The 17,678-nt window shown below is 64.8% G+C and carries 13 protein-coding genes; 4 read left to right on the forward strand and 9 right to left on the reverse strand.

Features of this window, described 5'->3' with window-relative positions; all coding sequences use genetic code 11:
• The first annotated feature begins 98 nt into the window (after positions 1–98).
• Together AC5ZG1_RS22660 and AC5ZG1_RS22665 are read left to right on the forward strand one after the other, a co-directional pair.
• Positions 99–1,793: a Na/Pi cotransporter family protein gene (locus tag AC5ZG1_RS22660; RefSeq protein ID WP_496134130.1), complete on the forward strand. Its 1,695-nt coding sequence runs from the start codon at positions 99–101 to the stop codon at positions 1,791–1,793.
• A 339-nt stretch (positions 1,794–2,132) separates the two neighbouring features.
• Positions 2,133–2,537 carry an EF-hand domain-containing protein gene (locus AC5ZG1_RS22665; RefSeq protein ID WP_456641606.1) on the forward strand — a complete coding sequence of 135 codons (405 nt, stop codon included), beginning with the start codon at positions 2,133–2,135 and terminating at the stop codon, positions 2,535–2,537.
• Positions 2,538–2,612: 75 nt separating this feature from the next.
• On the opposite strand, the gene AC5ZG1_RS22670 is transcribed toward AC5ZG1_RS22665, so the two are convergent.
• Positions 2,613–3,020 (reverse strand): hypothetical protein, encoded by a 408-nt coding sequence (locus tag AC5ZG1_RS22670; protein WP_028166831.1) that lies wholly within the window; start codon positions 3,018–3,020, stop codon positions 2,613–2,615.
• Positions 3,021–3,417: 397 nt separating this feature from the next.
• Here AC5ZG1_RS22670 and AC5ZG1_RS22675 point away from each other — a divergent pair, with 397 nt between their 5' ends.
• Positions 3,418–3,702: a hypothetical protein gene (locus tag AC5ZG1_RS22675; RefSeq protein WP_456641605.1), complete on the forward strand. Its 285-nt coding sequence runs from the start codon at positions 3,418–3,420 to the stop codon at positions 3,700–3,702.
• Positions 3,703–3,741: 39 nt separating this feature from the next.
• Here the strand turns inward: AC5ZG1_RS22675 and AC5ZG1_RS22680 are convergent, their stop codons facing one another.
• On the reverse strand, positions 3,742–4,215 hold the full coding sequence (locus AC5ZG1_RS22680) for a carboxymuconolactone decarboxylase family protein (RefSeq protein ID WP_130223494.1): 474 nt from the start codon (positions 4,213–4,215) through the stop codon (positions 3,742–3,744).
• A gap of 25 nt (positions 4,216–4,240) precedes the next feature.
• Positions 4,241–4,663 (reverse strand): cupin domain-containing protein, encoded by a 423-nt coding sequence (locus tag AC5ZG1_RS22685; protein ID WP_456641604.1) that lies wholly within the window; start codon positions 4,661–4,663, stop codon positions 4,241–4,243.
• Positions 4,664–4,751: 88 nt separating this feature from the next.
• Between AC5ZG1_RS22685 and pdxR the strand changes: the two genes are divergently transcribed.
• Complete coding sequence (gene pdxR / locus AC5ZG1_RS22690) at positions 4,752–6,164, forward strand: MocR-like pyridoxine biosynthesis transcription factor PdxR (RefSeq protein WP_130223498.1); 1,413 nt, start codon at positions 4,752–4,754, stop codon at positions 6,162–6,164.
• A gap of 24 nt (positions 6,165–6,188) precedes the next feature.
• Here the strand turns inward: pdxR and AC5ZG1_RS22695 are convergent, their stop codons facing one another.
• From AC5ZG1_RS22695 to AC5ZG1_RS22720, 6 genes are all read right to left on the reverse strand, one after another.
• Positions 6,189–6,527 carry a lipid-A-disaccharide synthase N-terminal domain-containing protein gene (locus AC5ZG1_RS22695; RefSeq protein WP_028166827.1) on the reverse strand — a complete coding sequence of 113 codons (339 nt, stop codon included), beginning with the start codon at positions 6,525–6,527 and terminating at the stop codon, positions 6,189–6,191.
• A complete protein-coding gene (locus AC5ZG1_RS22700) occupies positions 6,527–7,288 on the reverse strand; it encodes a glycosyltransferase family 2 protein (protein WP_456641603.1) in 762 nt (253 codons plus the stop codon). Before AC5ZG1_RS22700 ends, AC5ZG1_RS22695 begins: the two co-directional genes overlap by 1 nt.
• An 82-nt stretch (positions 7,289–7,370) precedes the next feature.
• Positions 7,371–8,228 (reverse strand): phosphatase PAP2 family protein, encoded by an 858-nt coding sequence (locus AC5ZG1_RS22705; RefSeq protein WP_456641602.1) that lies wholly within the window; start codon positions 8,226–8,228, stop codon positions 7,371–7,373.
• A gap of 3 nt (positions 8,229–8,231) precedes the next feature.
• The gene (locus AC5ZG1_RS22710) at positions 8,232–9,977 is read right to left on the reverse strand and encodes an ArnT family glycosyltransferase (RefSeq protein ID WP_496134131.1); all 1,746 of its coding nucleotides are present in this window, start codon (positions 9,975–9,977) and stop codon (positions 8,232–8,234) included.
• 74 nt (positions 9,978–10,051) lie between these two features.
• On the reverse strand, positions 10,052–12,277 hold the full coding sequence (gene pbpC, locus AC5ZG1_RS22715; RefSeq protein WP_496134132.1) for a penicillin-binding protein 1C: 2,226 nt from the start codon (positions 12,275–12,277) through the stop codon (positions 10,052–10,054).
• On the reverse strand, positions 12,274–17,481 hold the full coding sequence (locus AC5ZG1_RS22720) for an alpha-2-macroglobulin family protein (RefSeq protein ID WP_496134133.1): 5,208 nt from the start codon (positions 17,479–17,481) through the stop codon (positions 12,274–12,276). The genes pbpC and AC5ZG1_RS22720 overlap by 4 nt, the downstream gene beginning before the upstream one ends.
• Between the last annotated feature and the right edge of the window lie 197 nt (positions 17,482–17,678).

Raw genomic sequence — 17,678 nt, forward strand, 5'->3', positions numbered from 1 at the left:
TGAACGCCCGCGTCCATTCCTTGGGAACAAATGGGTTGATCCGCCGTCGTTTGGCGATAGCCTGACCCTTTGTCCGGACTTCCAGGAAACTGACGAGCATGGGAAGCATGGTTCTCCTCGATCTGATGGGTGGCGTGGCACTGCTGCTGTGGGGCCTGCACATGGTCCACAGCGGGATTCTGCGCGCATTCGGGCCGGATCTGCGCATCCTGCTGGCAAAAGCGCTGAACAACCGATTCACCGCTTTCGCCGCGGGCCTCGGCCTCACCGCCCTGCTTCAGAGCTCGACCGCCACCGCCCTGATCACAAGTTCGTTTGCATCCGAAGGGCTCGTGAGCCTGGTTCCGGCGCTGGCAATCATGCTGGGTGCCAATGTCGGCACCACGCTGATCGTGCAGATCCTGTCGTTCAACATCGCCGCAATCGCCCCGCTCCTCTTCATCATCGGGCTGGTCGCGTTCCGCAGCGGGCCGCGCTCGCGCATCAAGGATATCGGCCGCGTCTCGATCGGGCTCGGACTGATGCTGCTGGCGCTGCACATCCTCCTCGACACGCTGGCGCCGGCGGAGAATGCGCCCGGCGTGCGCGTCGTCATGAATGCGATCACCGGCGATCCCGTGCTCTGCATCTTCATCGGCGCCGTCGTCACCTGGCTGGTGCATTCCAGCGTCGCCAGCGTGCTCCTGGTGATGTCGCTCGCCTATTCGCAGTTCATCACGCCCTATGCGGCGTTCGCGCTGGTGCTCGGCGCCAACCTCGGCAGCGCTATCAATCCGCTGTTCGAAGGCGCCCGACGCGACGATCCGGCGAGTTACCGGTTGCCGCTCGGCAATCTCATCAATCGCGTCATCGGCATCCTCGTGGTCGCCCCGTTCCTCGGTCCGATCGCCGCGCATCTGTCCGCTTTCCAGCCCGATCTCGCCAAGGCGACTGCGCTGTTCCACATCGCTTTCAACGTCGCGACAGCGGTTCTCTTCATTGGCGTGCTCGACAGTCTGGCACGGCTGCTCAGAATGCTGCTGCCTCGCCGCATCCGGGATACCGATCCGGCCCGGCCGCGCCATCTCGACGAGAGTGCGCTGGAGACGCCGTCGCTTGCGCTCGCCGACGCCGCGCGCGAAGCACTGCGCATGGGCGATATCGTCGAAGAGATGCTGCGTAAGGTGATGGCGGCGATGATGACGGGTGACCGGGTGCTGGTCGACCAGGTGTCGCGGATGGACAACAGCGTCGACAGCCTCGACGAGGCGATCAAGCTCTATGTCACGAAGCTCACCCGCGGCAGTCTCGACGAGCGCGAAGGCCAACGCGCGATGGAGATCATCTCGTTTGCGATCAACCTCGAACATATCGGCGACATCATCGACAAGAACCTGAGCGAGCTCGCCACCAAGAAGATCAAGCGCCGGCTGCAGTTCTCGCCCGAGGGCACCGAGGAATTGCAGGCGTTCCACAGGCGCACGCTGGACTCGCTCCGGATCGCGTTCGGCGTCTTCATGTCGGGCGACGTCAGCGAGGCGCGCAAGCTGGTTGCGGAAAAAGCCGCGCTGCGCAGTGCCGAGTTCGCCGCCACCGAGCGGCACCTCGAACGCCTGCGCGAAGGTCGCCCAGAAACCATCGAGACGACGTCCCTGCACCTCGACGTGCTGCGCGACCTCCGCCGCATCCATTCGCACATCTGCTCGGTCGCCTATACCGCGCTCGTCTCCGCCGGCGAACTCGCCGCCGATCGCAGCACCGAAAGTGATGTCGGTGCGCTGCCGGGGACCGTGGCACAGCCGACGCCGCGGTAGTTGATCGCTGCGTCAGGCCCTATCCCGCCGGCTCTCACTCCGGCTTCGTCCCCGCTTTCGCCAGAACGACGTTGTCATTGCGAGCGCAGCGAAACAATCCATAGCGCCGCAAGTGGAGTCATGGATTGCTTCGCTGCGCTCGCAATGACGGGGTGAGGTCTGACTCAAATGTCAAGCAACGTCGGGATATGAGTCTACGTTCTCGCGGCGCTTTGCGTCCGAGCTCTGCTTCACTTTCCATCCTCTCCAGGCTGCCTCGGCGAAGCCGAGATCAGAGGATCAATATCTCTCGTGCGGCATTAATGGGACGGGGGACACAAGTTTCCGAGGAGGCTCGAAATGTACACGCGCGTTCTAGGATTCACGGTATCTGCTCTCGTTCTGGCGAACGGCATTGTCGGCGCGATTGCACAGGACCGAATGACGCCTCAGCCAGATCAGCAACAAATGCAATCCCATCCCACCAGCCAGGACGGCGCGAGCACGATGGGACAAGGCGGTATGACGGGGCACGGCATGATGGGAGGACATATGATGGGGCGCGGCATGATGGGTGGGAGCGCGATGGGACCACCCTTTATGATGCGTATGATGTTCGCTCTGATGGACGCCGACAGCGATGGGACCATCTCACTGCAGGAGTTTCAGACAGCTCACGAACGGATTTTCAAGGCGATGGACAGCAATAGAGATGGCAAGCTTACCCTGGAGGAGATGCAAGCGTTCATACACGGGACGAGGTGATCGGCTCCGAGCGGATGGCGCCTCGTCTCGTGCGCCATCCGCTCCTGCAATCGATCTTTTGCGAACAAGCGAGCCTTAAGCCTTCAGGTCCGTGATCCGCATTATCGCGACCACATTCCCATCGTTGTACGCCTGCTCTTTCGTGTCCTTGTTGCAGGTCCAGACAAAGTTTTTCTTGGCCGTAAAGGTCTTTCCTTCCTGTTCAATCCGAAGCTCCCCCTCCGGGATATGACAGATCATGGCATTCATCATCGGGGGACCCATCGTCTTCGATCCCGGCTGCATAATGACATCGCGCATTGAGACGGTCTTAAAGCCGGGAATGATGGATGGTGTCTCACCGTCGTAGGCACGGACCACGACACCTGGCCACGGCGTGGTGTCCTTGTAGCCCGAGGTTTGAGCGGCGGCTGGCTTCATCATAGCCGCCGAAGCCGCTGCCAAGCCGATTCCCAGCGCGGACCTTCGATCGATCTTGCTCATCGCTTTTCTCCCGACGTTGCGCAACGAGCCGCTGCAAAAGCGGCGCGCAAAGTTCGTGGTGAATGGTGGTGCGAACCGAAAAAACGGTCTCTTAAGAGCGCGTGCCTGCCGATGGCGCCAGTGCTGCTCGTTCGCCCCGGACGGTGATTTCGGCACGTCCCGCCTGAAGGGCAACTGCATTCTACGTGATCTGACGCACCTGGGAAACATGTTGCGTCGCCCGAAGACACGATTGCCATACGTTCGGAGGTGTGCACCGTGAGGCCGCAAACGCTACGAGTCACGCAGAAGTGCGTCAATCATCTCCGACGTAATTTCATCCGATGAGAGATCGACCAGCGCGTAAGATTCCGCATGGCGCAATAACGTCAGGACAACTGACAATACGTGCGGTGCTTTGGCGCTTAATCTCTCATCCGGCGACAAGAAGTACATTGACGGTGCCTGCGTGCTGGCCGACAGTGAGGGCGACAAGATTTTCTCGACCTTCGATACGCGCGATCTCGACAAGTCCCAGGCGAAGATGGATTGCGGCACTCATATCATCACCGGCGGTACCGGGAAGTATAAGGGGATCACCGGGAGCGAACCATTTGCTTGCATCAATATGCCTGCGCTGGCAGGCGCGGGTGACTATTTTGCGATGGACATCCCGCACAACACGTCGTGGGAAATCAAATAGCACGAACTTGGACGCCCGGTGTCGACGACCGGGCGTCGATTACTGAACGAGAGCCCTGTTATTTTCGAGTACTGCCTGTGGCGTGTTCCGGAAGCCGATGGCCAACCGGTTGTAGACATTCATCAAGCCGATCGCGATCGTGAGATCGACCAGTTCCTTTTCCTCGAGGACTGTGCGCGCGGCGTTGAATGCTTGATCCGGTATGCCGGTCTCTGACACACGTGTCACCGTTTCGGCCCAGGCAAGCGCGGCACGCTCACGCTCGCTGAAGAGATGGCCAGCCTCCGCCCAAGCCTGCACCAGCGCAAGCTTCTCGACCTTCACACCCTTCTTGATGAGGTCGCGGGTGTGCATGTCGAGGCAATAGGCACAGTTGTTGATCTGCGAAACCCGCAAGTAAACCAGGTCAACCAGCTCGGCGGGAAGACCGCTCTGCATGATATAGCCATAGACGCCGCCAAGGGCTTTTACGCCGTTCGGCGCGACTTGGTTGTAATCGAGACGCTTGGTCATCGTTATTCTCCTTGGTCTTCAGGCTCTATTTGACTGGTGTGGTCAGTGCCTTGTCGTCGGTATCGACGACGAAGACAGCGAGCAGCTTTGCCGGCTCGGTCCTGCTCGCATTGCGGCTGATAGAATGGCTGGCGCCGGGTGGTTCGGACCAACTCCCACCCGCCTTGTAGACCCGCGTTGCTCCGTCGTTCACCTTCGACTCGATGCTTCCGGAAATGACATAGGCGTAGATGAAGGACGATTTTGCGTGGGTATGCGGAGCCGAGGCTCCACCCGGCGGGTAGTCGACGACCACCGCGATCAGAGACTTGCCGGGAATGTTGGGTATCGTCTGCTCGAAGTTCGTCGTGACCTTGCCGCCGACATCCTGGGCGGAAATGGGCGAAGCAGATGCAATGGCAATGGCAATGGCAGCGGATGCTGCGGCAATGACAGTTCGTATCTTCATGGCTCTCACCTTTCGCTCCATTAAATGTCCTCCCCTTAGGTCGGAAAAAAGCACCAAGAACGCACGAAAATCGTGTACTACGAGCCACGTGACCAAGCCGCTCAAATTGGAACTCGACCGCTCTGCGAAGACGCCGCTGGCTGAGCAGATCCGAAAGGGTATCGGCGCGGCGATCGAGAGCGGCGTGCTCGCACCCGGCGCGCGCCTGCCGTCCTGGCAGGACCTTGCGGCGCAGCTTGGCGTCGCCCGCGGCACTGTGCGCGCGGCTTACGAGAAGCTGTCCGCAGCGCAGCTCATCGTCGCTTCGCGGGCCGCCGGCACCCATGTCGCGGATCGGCCTCGCGCAGTCACCCGCTCCGAGCAGCCGCCTGATCCGGGCTCGTTCATGGAGATGTATCGGGAGATGACCCAGGGACCGGCCATCTTTCAGATGGGGGTACCTGCAAAGGAAACATTTCCGGCCACGCTGCTCGCACGAATCCGCGCCCATGCCATTCGCACTGAGGCGCGCGCAGCACCCATTTACCCGGACCCTCGCGGTGAACTTGAACTGCGGCGGGAAATCGCCGCCTATCTTGCCATCGCCCGTGGTATCGAATGTTCGGCCTCGCAGGTCATCATAACCGGGGGATACAGCGGCGGACTCGGACTGGCGCTCCGCGTCCTTGGCCTCGAGGGACAGAAAGCCTGGACAGAGGACCCCGGCTTCCCGTTCACCCGCCACGGCCTGGAGCTCGCAAGATTATCGCTTGTACCAATACCAGTCGACGACAGCGGCATCGATGTCGACCATGGGCTGCGCCACGCCCCGGACGCCAAGCTGGTTGTCGTCACCCCCGGGCAGCAGGCGCCGCTCGGGGTTACTCTATCACTGGAACGCCGATTGCGTCTGCTCGATTGGGCCGCTCAAGCAAGCGTATGGGTGATCGAAGACGACTATCTGAGCGAACTGCAGCTCAGGGGGCGAGCCGCGCCGGCGCTCGCCTCACTTGATCGCGCCGGGCGCGTCATCCACATCGGCTCCTTCAGCAAGACCATCAGTCCGACCTTGCGGCTCGGCTTCCTCGTCGCGCCCGCCTCGCTCTCGTCGCGCTTCGCGGAGGTCGCCGCGTGCCTGGCGCCGCCGCCCGGGCCGTCCGTGCAGCTCGCGACCGCCGAATTCATGCGCGAAGGCCACTACCTGCGCCATCTTCGGCGCACCAAACGTGCCTACTTTGCTCAGCGCGACGCCTTGCTGGAGTGCCTGCGGCCGCACGTCGAGGCTGCCAGCATCACAACGGCGGGATTGGCGGTGCTGCTACGATTGCCCGACGGCGCGCCGGACACATCCATCGCCAGGGAAACCCTCGCGTTCGGAATGGCACCATCCGCTTTATCAACTTGGTACGCACGGCCGGATTCCGGACGATCGGGGCTTCTTCTGGGCATCGCGACGGTGCCAAACAAGCACCTGGCGAAATCCTGCGATCGTCTTTGCGGGATCATCGAGCGCTTCAAGTGAGAGTCGTGCGGTTACCGGGCTCCCTCAGCGATCCAGCGTCCTCGATCCCTTCCCGCGACTCTTCACGATCAGCATGATGTTTCTGACATAGATGATCGTGGCCAGTCCCTGGCCAAGAATGATGACCGGCTCACGCTTGGCGATGCCATAGATCAGCGTCATCAATCCGCCGCCCATCGAGAAGAACCAGAATGCCATCGGCACCACGCTCTGTCCGGCGCGCTCGCTCGAAATCCACTGCACCAGGAAACGCGCGGTAAACAGCAATTGCGCGACCAGGCCGAACGCAAGCCAGAAATCGAACTTGGCGACGAAGACGTCGTAGAGGTAGTTGCCGAGCGCCTCACCGTACTGAATCAGCATCACTGCTCCTCGGTCACCTCGGTCACTTCCGTGACCACGGGCGTCGGCCTCTTGCGGCGGATCAGCCACCAGACGCCGGCGAGATCCATGATCCCAATCCAGAGCCGGTCGAAGAAGCCGTAGTTCGAGACGCCGGAATGGCGGGGACGGTCGACCACGTCGACATAGGCGATCTCAAAGCCCTCGCGGCGGACCAGCGCCGGCAGGAAGCGATGTAGCCCGTCGAAATAGGGCATCATCAGGAACACCTCGCGCGGAAATGCCTTCAATCCACAGCCGGTGTCGCGCGTGCCGTCGCGCAGGATCGCGCCGCGCACGGCATTGGCGATGCGCGATTGCAGTTTCTTGAAGCCGGTATCCTTGCGCCCTACCCTCTGGCCGGCGGCAAGCCCGATGCGGCCGCTCCCGTTCTCAACCGCGGCAATCAGATCCGGCAGGAACGAGGGATCGTTCTGGCCGTCGCCATCCAGCGTCGCGACGATCGCGCCGCGCGCGGCACGGACGCCGCTGCGCACGGCCGCCGATTGCCCCGAAGAGGCCACGTGCCGGAGCTGGCGCAGATTGGAGCGCTCCTTCATGGCCGCGCCGATCCGCGATGCGGTCGCATCGGTCGAACCGTCATCGACATAGATGATCTCGTAGACCCAGCGGCGGCCAAGCGCGGCAGCGATCTCCGCAATCAGCGGCGCGATGTTCTCGGCCTCGTTGCGCACGGGCACAACGATGGAGACGGCCACCGCGGTCTGGTCGGAAAAAGGCAATTCGGCACTCTTGGCTGGATATTCGGCTCTTTGGACGGCCTTGCGGCCGGAACCGCCTGATACGGCGTCACGGCGCCCGCTTTTATGGGGCGGAAGCGCGCCCGGCAACCCTTTTGGCAACCCTTTTGAGGCGGTCCAGTGACGGGCCGGCAAGGGGGTAGATCGTGCCGTCGCGCTGGATCGCAAAGCCGAGCCGCCGGGCCGCAAACCAGTAGCGCACCGCCATGGCGCAGATCACGCCGACCAGCGCGCCGCCGACCACGTCGCTCGGGTGATGCGCCAGCAATACCAGACGGGTGGCGCAGATCACGAGTGCATAAATCAGCATCACGAACCGCAGCCGTGGCCACAGTGCGGAGACCGCAAAGGCCAGCGCAAAGGCAGTGGTCGCATGCCCGGAGGGAAAGCTCGCATAGGCCTCGCTGCCGGCGAAATGCGAGAAGTTGAAGGCGTTGGGCTCGCCGCCCACAAACGGCCGGCCGCGCCCGACGACCCATTTCAGGAGGTCGCCGACCATGACCGGGAACAACACCGCGAAGAACAGGAACTGCAACCGCGTTCCTAGTCCCAACAGCAGGGATCGCCGAATGCCGTGCAGCGCCGGCGCAATGATCGCAACCAGGATCAACAGTCCGGCCACGGTCCAAAGCACATAGGCATCCTTGCCGAAATCGGTGAGAATGCGGACCCACCACAGGCTTGCGGTACCGCGCGGCGGCATCAGCTTGATCTCAGGCACATCGAACGCAAGCATCAGCACAATGATGGCGGCGCCGATGATCGCGATCAGCGCCAGCCCGTGCCGCGCCGCGCGCCGGCCGGCTTCGGCGCGACGCGAATGCGACGGCGCGCGCACAAGCTGGGCAAGCGACCGCCCCGTCAGCGTGGCCAAGCGCGCTGGATAGCTTGCGGATTCGTGGCGAACGACCGGCGCCGACATTTTCTACTGCACGTCCTCGGAACGGTAGATGCCAATGGAGATCGGCCTGCCCTGCGAGATGTTATAGCCATCGATGCGCATCGCCGCGCTGTAGCGCAAACCGATCGCCTCGGCCCGCTGCACGAAATTGCGCTCGGAACGCGCCTCCACCAGCGCAAACCGGCATGCGCCTTGCGCCAGGAAATCCGCAGCGCCCGAACCGTCGGTCAGGACGATCGAGGTGTCGGTCGAAAAGACCAGGCTCGGCTCGTGATAGCCGGCCGAGGCCAGCTTCGGACTTGGACAATTGGCGTAGCGCAGGAGGTACCCGACCTCGGCGCTCGGAAACAGCGGCTTCAACGACGGCACCACCAGGCCATAGATGGCAATCGCAAGCAGCATCGCCGCGATCACCGCATTCAGGAACGAGCGCTCGGCGCGGCTGTCCTCGAACATCCACCAGGCGGCCAGGCCGAAGATCATCGCACCCGCCAGGAGCGGCCAGGCCGGAAACGCGGGCTGATGGGTCAGCTTGATTGCGCCAGCCACCGCAATCACGGCGGCGATCGCGGGGATCGCGAACCACCAGGCCGAGCCGCGGATCAGCCAGATGGAGCGCGACAGCACGCGCCGTTCCAGCGCACCGACGGTCAGGATCGCGATGGCGGGATAGAGCGGCAGCACGTAATGCGGCAATTTCGTCAGCACCGCCTCGAACACGATCCAGGACGGGATCAGCCAGGCCAGCAGAAACTGCGCGCCGGGCTCGCGCCGCGCCCGCCACACCGCCGGTGCCGCCATACCTGCCAGCGGCGCGCCCGGCCAGAACGTGATCCAGAACAGGACGAGATAGAGCCCGGGCGGCGCGCCATGGGATTCCTGCGCGCCGAGCTTGCTCAGCATGTCGCCGCCGACGGAGTCGGCGAAGAAGGTTTCGCCGGCGCGCAAGAAGATCAGGACGAACCACGGCAGCACCAGCACCAGGCACCACATCAGGCCCCAGACCGGGCGCATGCGGGAGAACCACTCCAGCGAGCGGTCGAGGATCGCCAGCGCCGCGATGGCGAGCCCGACAAACATCAGGATCAGCGGCCCCTTGAGCAGGATGCCGCCGGCCAGCGCAGTCCAGAAGATCGCAGGCGGCGCCCACGGCGGATGCGCGGGATCCTCGCCGCGCTGCCAGGACAGATATACCCGTGCCAGCGCCCCCATCGCGGCCGTGACTGACAGCAGCAGCATCGCATCGGTCTTCGCCAGACGCGCCTCGGCCCCGAGCAGCACACAGCTTGCCATCATCAGCGCCGCCAGCGCCGCGCCGCGCCGGGTGACGAAGGCAAGCGCGGTCCAATAGGTCAAAAGCACGGCGCCGATCGCGCCGATCAGTGACGGCACCCGGTAGAGCCAGATCCGTGTCTGCGCCCGCGGCAGGCCGAGGGCGGACGCCGTTTCAACGACTGCGGCCTGCAACCAGTAGATGCCGACCGGCTTCTTGTAGCGGACATCGTCCTGGAAGCGGATGTCGACGAAATCGCCGCTCTCAACCATTTGCTTGGTCGCCTGCGCAAAGCGCGCCTCGTCGCGGTCGATCGGCGGGATGGCGAAGAAGCCGGGCAGGAACAGGATCAGGCAGCACAGCACCAGGAACAGGACCGAGCGCTTATGATTGGCGGTCGCAAACTCGAATGCGAGCGCCAGCCTGCGGCTGGAATGCGCAGGTTTTACAGGCTGTTGCCCTGCTCCGAAACGTCTGACATTGACGGTCTCAACCATGGGCTTCGCATACGATGAAACCGTAGGCCAAACAACCGCAGAGGTTCCGTTTTGTCCCCTGTGTGGGCTCCGGGTCACTGCACCCGGATGACCACCGTATCGGCGGCCCCGGTGGCGTCGATCACGGTCAATCGCGCAAAGCCGGGGCCCGGCGGATCGATCAGCCGCTGGCGGCGGCTATCGAGATCGCCAATCGCGACCCCGTTGACCAGCATGGTTAACGGCAGGACACCGCCGGCGACCTTGACCGGCATTGGCGTGACCTCGCCGCCGGCCGCCCGATCAACATCGATGCGCGAGCCGTTCACCGGGAACTGGATATGCGGTGCCTGATCGCTGCCCGCCCGGACCAGTTCCCCTATGGGACGGAACCGGCGCAGCGGGAGCGGCAGCTTGGCGTTGCCGCTGACCAGCGTTCCCTTCGGCGCCCTCGGCAGCGCCGCTGGAATCCTGCCGGTCCGCGCAAAGGCGTCGAACAGGATTGGCGCCGCCGCGCTGCGCCCGACCAGCCCCGGCACCGGCGCGCCGTCGGGACGGCCGACCCAGACGCCGATGGTGATGCGGCCATCGAAGCCGACCGACCAGGCGTCGCGGTAGCCATAGCTGGTGCCGGTCTTGAACGCGATCCGGTTGTGCACGCCGTTTTCCGGCGGCGGCGTGCCGACCAGGACATTGCCGACCTGCCAGGCGGCAACCTGGTCCATCAGCCGCATCGGCTCGCGCTCGTCCCGTGCCAGCATGATCTCGCGAAGCGGCTTGGTGGTGCCGAGCCGGGGGAAGCCGGCATAGAGCTGCGCCAGATCCTGCAGGGTGATGCCGACGCCCCCTAACCCCATCGCCAGCCCGGGCGCCTCGTCCTTCGGCAGCACCAGGCTGGTGCCCGCCTGCTTCAGGCGCGACGACAACCGGCTCGCGCCGACGCGGTCGAGCAGCGCGATCGCGGGCACGTTGAGCGACAATTGCAGCGCCTTGCGCACGGGCACGGTGCCCTGGAATGTCATGTCGAAATTTTCCGGCGCGTAGGAGCCGAAGCGGATCGGGCGGTCGTCGATCAGGCTCTCGGGGTGCACAAAGCCGTCCTCGAAGGCGAGGCCATAGATGAACGGCTTCAGCGTCGAGCCGGGCGAGCGCACCGCGCGCGTCATGTCGACCTGCCCTGCCCGGCGCTCGTCGAAATAGTCGGGCGAACCGACGCGGGCGAGGATGTCGCCGCTTTCATTGTCGACCGCGATGATGGCGACCGAGATGTTCGGCCCTTGCGCGACGGCCCGATCGCGGGCGAGCGATTCCAGATTCTTCTGCAGCGTGGCATCGAGCGTCAGCCGGATGAGGCTCGCATCCTTCATCGTCGCGAGCGCCTGGTCGGCGGAATGCGGCGCCAGGATCGGCATCGGCTTGCGATATTTCGGCACGGCTTCCGACTTGGCCTGCGCCGCATCATCGACGGGCAGCACGCCCTCTTCCACCATGCGATCGAGCACGCGGTCGCGCCCCTCGCGCGCGGCGTCCGAATAGCGATCGAGCCGCCGCCGCTCCGGCGATTGCGGCAGTGCGACCAACAGCGCCGCTTCCGCCAGCGTCAGCCGCTTCGGCTCCTTGCCGAAATAGGCGATCGATGCCGCGCGCACGCCTTCGAGATTGCCGCCGAACGGCGCCAGCGCGAGATAGAGGTTGAGGATCTCGTCTTTGTCGAGTTGCCGTTCAATCTCAACGGCGCGCACGATCTGGCGCAGTTTCGCGTAGAGCGAACGCTCGCGCCGTGGCTCCATCAGCCGCGCGAGCTGCATCGTGATGGTCGAGCCGCCGGAGACGATGTGGCCGGAGGTAACGAGCTGCAACGCGGCGCGCGAGAGCGCCAGCGGATCGACGCCGCGATGGGAATAGAACCGACGATCCTCGTAGCCGAGCAACAGCTTCAGATAAGTCGGATCGACTGATGTCTTCGCATGGACCGGCAGCCGCCAGCGGCCGTCGGCCATCGCGTAGGCGCGCAGCAGTTTTCCATTGCGGTCGACGATTGTGGTGGAGACCTTGCGCGCGTCTGCAAGTGGCAACGGGCCGAGGGAGATGGCCCAGACGGTGAAGGCAGATGCAGTGACAATGAGAACAGCCGCAGCAAACGCAGCGATGCGTATGACGCGCCGCCTGCTACCACGGACGTCATGGCTGGGCCTGTCCCGGCCATCCACGTTCTTCTCCGCGGCAGGCGTGGATGCCCGGGTCAAGCCCGGGCATGACGATGGTGTCTGTGGAGACGCCGTCCCGTTCATGGCACCGTCCCTCATCCCACCATCACTCATTTCGCCGCGCGTACCTCCACGGTGCCGGTGCCGGTGCGGCCGTAGCGCGAGGGGTTGTACATGTCCTCGACATAGGCCTGCGGCAGCACGTATTTGCCCGGCGAGACCGCGCGGACGACATAGGCCACCGTGAACACCGACTTGGCGCCGCTGGCGCGGTCGATCGCTGCGGTGAAGCGGTCATCGCGGAACTCAGTGTGCTTGGGCTCCTCGCCGTCCTCTATCCAGTCGAGGGTGCCGGAGTCGCCGGAGGATACGAGGTGCGGGTTGTCGATCTCGAGGCCGGCCGGCAGATAGTCCGACACGATGATGTGGCCGTATTCCGGCTTTGGTTCGGTGATCTTCAAGACCACGGCGAAACGGTCGTTCTGCTTCGCTTTGCTGACGTCCGCGGGCTTGCCGTCGAGCGTGAAATAATTGCGCTCGATCTTGAAGCCGTTGGAAGCGGCAGGCTCCGGCGTCACCGGCGAGCCCGACACGGAGACCACGACCTGCACCAGCGCCTCACCGGTGTTGGTAATCTTGATCGGCTTGCCGGCCATCGCCTCGGCCTTGTAGCTGCGGAACACCGCGGTCTTGACCGGCTGTCCGTCGACGTCGAGGCTTAGCGTTTCCTTGGCGAGCGCGCGGGCGGCCAGCACCAGCCAGGCATTCTCCTGGGTCGAGGTGTAAGGCGTTAGCCCCCGCGCCGCCTCGATACGCTCGACGGCGCCGATCATGGTCGCACGCGGTGCGTTGCCCTCGCCGGCGAGCGAGACCAGCGCGGCGGCATCGCGCAGCGCCGAGCCGTAATCGGTGCGGCCGAACTCGAGCACCGGCTTTGGATTGAGCGCCTCGAGCGCGGCGGCATAGACCCGCTCCGCCCTCGTCCGGTCGCCGACCAGCGCCAGCGCGGCCGCGAGCTGCGATTTGGCGATCGGGGTCGCGAGGTTGTTCAGCTTGGTGTCCGCGAGGTAGCGCAGGTCGCCGATCGGGGCCGCGCCATTGCGGGCGAGCACGTAGAGGCCATAAGCGAGATCGCGGCCACCGTCCTTCTCCGGCTCGTTCGCGTTGACGACGGCATTGCGGATGCGGTCGAGCGCGCTCTTGAACAGCACGTCCGGCACCACAAACCCCTTCTCGCGGGCGCGGGTCAGGAAGTCGGTAACGTAAGCATCGAGCCAGGCGTCGTCACCGCCGGCCGACCACAGGCCGAACGAGCCGTTCGGGCCTTGGCGGGCGAGCAGCCGCTCGATCGCATCCTTGATGCGCTGGTCGGCCGCGGTGTCCATCGCCAGATGCGCACCGGCAGCGAGATCGTTGACATAGAGCAGCGGCATCGCGCGGCTCGTGATCTGCTCGGAGCAGCCATACGGATAGCGGTCGAGCGCCTTGAGGATGGTGGCGGCGTCGAGCGCGGTCGATAGGCTCGCCGACACCGACACGCCGCCGGTGCCCTGCACGAGATCGGTGAACATGTCAGACGTCAGCGTCAGGCTGTCGCCCTTCGCCAGCGTGCGGACCGAGCGCCGCGCGAGCACCTGCGTCGCCGGCTTGACATCGAGCGCGTAGTGGCGCGCCAGCGTCAGGCCGTTCGGGCCTGTGATGTCGACATCGAGATTGCCGGCGCCGGCTCCGCCGGCATCGAGTGCCAGCGACAACGAGGTGCGCTGCTTGGCGGCGAGCCTTACCGTGGTGGCAGGATTGCCCGAGAGCTTCACCGGACCGGACGCCTTGACGTTGATGATGTAGTCGCCGGCTTCGCCCTCGACATTGTCGATATCCATGCTCATGGTGCCGCGGTCGCTATTGAGCAGGAAGCGCGGCAACGTCGCGGTCAGCACCACGGGATCGCGCACGATGACATCGGTGGTGGCGCGGCCGAGCTTGGTGGCGCTCCATGCCACCGCCATCACCCGCGCTGTGCCGGCGAATTCCGGAATGTCGAAGCTGATCTCGGCGGTGCCGTCGGCGCCGACGGTGACGATGCCGGAATAGACCGCAAGCGGCTTCTGCGTGGGCGGCGAGCCCTGCAATTCGGCGCCGCCGGAATCGCCGCCGGTCCTGATCTGGCCGCGCGTGCCCTGCATGCCGTCGATGAGCTGCCCGTAGAGGTCGCGGATTTCGGCCGTCAGGCGGCGCTGGCCGAGATAGTAATCATCAGGCGCCGGCGGCTTGTAATTGGTGAGGTTGAGGATGCCGACATCGACGGCAGCCACCACGACCTTCGCGTCCTCGCCGGGATTGAGCCCGTCGAGCTTGACCGGGATATTCAACGCCGAGCCCGGCCGCACCAGCGACGGCGGCGAGAGCGTCACCGCGAGCGTGCGAGCCTTCTTGTCGATACCAAACCATTTTAGGCCGATCGCGCGGCCCGGCATGCGCTGCGCGGCGGTATCGAGCGGACGGCGCAAGGTCGTCATCACATAAGCGCCGGTGCCCCAGTCCTTGCCGACGGTGAGCCTGACCTGCTGCGTGCCTTCCTTGACGTCAACGGTCTGCGTCGTCAGCAGGCGATCGCCGAGCACGTTGACGGTCAGGCGCCCGGCGGAGCGGGCATTGACCGAGACGACCATGGTATCGCCGGACTGGTATTCCGGCTTGTCGATCGAGGTCTCCAACAGATCCGGCGTGTCGGCGCTGCCATCGGAATACCAGCCGACATCGAACTGCACCGAGGTCAGCGGACCGTCGGCATCGCTGGACTTGACGTCGAGGCGATAGCGGCCCGGCTGCGGCGCGAACGACAGCCGCGACGGCTTGTCGGCGGCGAGATTGACATCGCCATCGGCGACACGGCTCGTCGACTTCACGGGTTCAAAATCCCAGGACGAGCCCTGGCGGTACCATTGGTAGCGCGACTCGATCTTCAGGAGTTCGTAGCGCAGGCCGTTGCGCGCGAGCTGCTTGCCGTCGGGATCGACGAACACGACGTCGAATTCGGCCTTGTCGCCCTCGGCCACGCTCTTGTCGCCGAATAGCGGCTTGATGCCGATCAGCGAACTCGCCGGCGCCACCGGGAGCACGATCTTCCGCTCAACCGAGCGACCGCCGGTCTCCGCCATGCGGACGAAGATCTGCGCTTCCTGCGGCCGGGTCGAGGTCGGCGCCTTCTCCAGCTTCACCGGGAAGACGGCCGCGCCCTTGGCGTCCGACTCCGGCAGGTTCTCGATCGGGGTGCGCTCATTGCTGGCGCTCTCTTCGTCGGCGACGCCGAACTGGTAGCCGGGATAGCCGGGACGCCCCGAGGCCGCCGTCGTCACCAGCATGTCGCCTTCGAGCTGCAGCCCGGAAGCCGGCGCGCCGTAAAGGAAATGACCGTCGACCTTAAGTTCCACTGGAACTTCAGCCTTGATGACCTTGTCCTTGGCAGTCAGATCGAATTCGATCCGCTCAGGGATGTAGTCCTCGACCATGAAGGTGGTCTCGCCGACCGAAGAGCCCTTCGGATCGGTGAACGCACGCACGCGCCAGGTGCCGGTCGGCACCGCCGAATTGAGCGCGACGACCATGGTGCGGCCGCCGGCGCCCTGGTCGGGCAGCACGGCGCGGCGGAATTCAACGCCATCGGGACGCTCGATGACCAGCGTCAGCGGGCCGCCGGTCATGGCGTTGCCCTGCCCGTCCCGCAAGAGCGCGGTCAGATAGACGGTCTCGTTGGAGCGGTAGACGCCGCGCTCGGCATAGACGAAGGCATCGGCGCCCGAGGGCACCGCGCGACCTGCGACCCCACGATCGGTCAGATCGAACGCGTTGGACTTGAGGCTCAGGAACGCATAGTCCGCTTTCTCGCTCATCACGGTCAGCAGCGCCGGCGACAGGCCGCCCTCGCCGCGCGCCAGCCCGGCTTCGAACAGCACGTGACCAGTCTCATCGGTCTTGCGCGTGGCCAGGATCTCGTTGTTGCGGGCGACCAGCTTCACGTCGACTTTCGCGACCGGCTCGGTGGACGCCAGCGAATTGACGAAGACATGGATGCCGTCATTGCCGGAGAACGCCGTCAGCCCCATGTCGGAGACGATGAACCATTGCGTCGCCAGCGTGCCGTCATCGTCGCTGCTCGGCCCCTTGGCGGCGGCGGTCATGACATAGACGCCGGGCTGCAGGTCGCCGAGCGCCTGGTCGACCGGGAACGCGGTGACAACGTCCTGGTTGAGCGTGGTCGCGGTCGCGAGTTCGCCGGACCAGACCTTCATCCCGCGCTGGTCGCCGAGGTCGGAGAGCTGGTAGCTGCTCAGCGTGCGCTGGAAGTCGCTGTCGATCACCGTGTTGATCAGGTTGCGGTCGCCGATCCGGAACACGTTGATGGTGACGGCCGGCGTGTTGACGCTGACCACGGGGATGCCGCGCTGGCCGGTGCGCGGCAGCACATAGGCGCGGCCGGTGAAGCGCACGAACGGCTTGCGGTCGCGGACATAGATGTTGAATTCGCCCGACTTCGGCAGCACCTCTTTCACGGTCGACGGCAGGCCGGCGCGCAGGTTGATGTTGTAGCGCTCGCCGTGCTTCAGCCCGTCGACGCAGAGCTGCTTGCCCTCGGTGGAGAGCGCCGGCTTGTCAGTGCCGGCAAGCGCCACGAACGGCGCGAAATCGACGCGCTTGGCCAATTCCTCGGAGAACTGGAAGCAGGCCCGCGGCGTCGCGCCATCAGAGTCCACGCTGTAGTCGAGCAGCCGGAAGCCATGCTCGTCGCGCATCTTCTCATATTGGCCGCGGACGTCGGCGACCTCGCGCATGTCGAGCGACATCCTGAAAGCATCGAGCGCCGGCCGCCACAGTTTGCGATCCGAAAATGCCCGGCCGAGAACGGCCAGCGCATCGGCCTCCTCTGCCTGGTTGCCAGCACGCTGGTAGGCGATGTAGGCGGCGGTCGAGGCGCGCTCGAGCAGGAAGGTCTGCTCGCTCGAGGTCGACGTGCGGATCTGGAAGATGGTGCGGGCGAGCCGCAGCCAGTTGCCGCTGTCCTCCGGCGTGGTGGCGGCGATCTGGCCGAGGATCTGCAAGCCGGAGCGGAAGTCCGCGCGGCGGAAGGCGGCATCCGCATCGGTCTTCAGCGTCGCCGTGCTCTTGGCGACCGGCCCCGCCTCGCTCTTGATCTGCGCCTCCAGCTTGATCGCGGAATCGGCAAGTTCGTCGCGCTTGAACGCCTTGTCAGCCGCCTGCGCCGTCGCGAGGCCAAGCGCCAGCGCTGCGCAAAAAGCTGCGACACGAACCAAACCCATCATGACGGATCTCCCGGGGCGGCGAGCGAACGCCGCGTGACGAAGAAAAGGGCGCGAAAAGGTGACAGACTGATGGCGCGGAAACAACGTAGCGAAGAAGTCGCAAACAGGCATTGCCAAACCAGTCATTATCCCCGGCCGGCGGAGCGCCGGCACGGCAGGCGGTGACCGTGGACCGCAACCCGCGCTCCACCCGCACG

The organism is Bradyrhizobium sp. Leo78 (assembly GCF_059512425.1).

Coding starts and splice junctions, on each gene's coding strand:
- AC5ZG1_RS22660 (WP_496134130.1), top strand. CDS start 99: ATGGGAAGCATGGTTCTCCTCGATCTGATGGGTGGCGTGGCACTGCTG.
- AC5ZG1_RS22665 (WP_456641606.1), top strand. CDS start 2,133: ATGTACACGCGCGTTCTAGGATTCACGGTATCTGCTCTCGTTCTGGCG.
- AC5ZG1_RS22670 (WP_028166831.1), bottom strand. CDS start 3,020: ATGAGCAAGATCGATCGAAGGTCCGCGCTGGGAATCGGCTTGGCAGCG.
- AC5ZG1_RS22680 (WP_130223494.1), bottom strand. CDS start 4,215: ATGACCAAGCGTCTCGATTACAACCAAGTCGCGCCGAACGGCGTAAAA.
- AC5ZG1_RS22685 (WP_456641604.1), bottom strand. CDS start 4,663: ATGAAGATACGAACTGTCATTGCCGCAGCATCCGCTGCCATTGCCATT.
- AC5ZG1_RS22695 (WP_028166827.1), bottom strand. CDS start 6,527: ATGCTGATTCAGTACGGTGAGGCGCTCGGCAACTACCTCTACGACGTC.
- AC5ZG1_RS22705 (WP_456641602.1), bottom strand. CDS start 8,228: ATGTCGGCGCCGGTCGTTCGCCACGAATCCGCAAGCTATCCAGCGCGC.
- AC5ZG1_RS22710 (WP_496134131.1), bottom strand. CDS start 9,977: ATGGTTGAGACCGTCAATGTCAGACGTTTCGGAGCAGGGCAACAGCCT.
- pbpC (WP_496134132.1), bottom strand. CDS start 12,277: ATGAGTGATGGTGGGATGAGGGACGGTGCCATGAACGGGACGGCGTCT.
- AC5ZG1_RS22720 (WP_496134133.1), bottom strand. CDS start 17,481: ATGATGGGTTTGGTTCGTGTCGCAGCTTTTTGCGCAGCGCTGGCGCTT.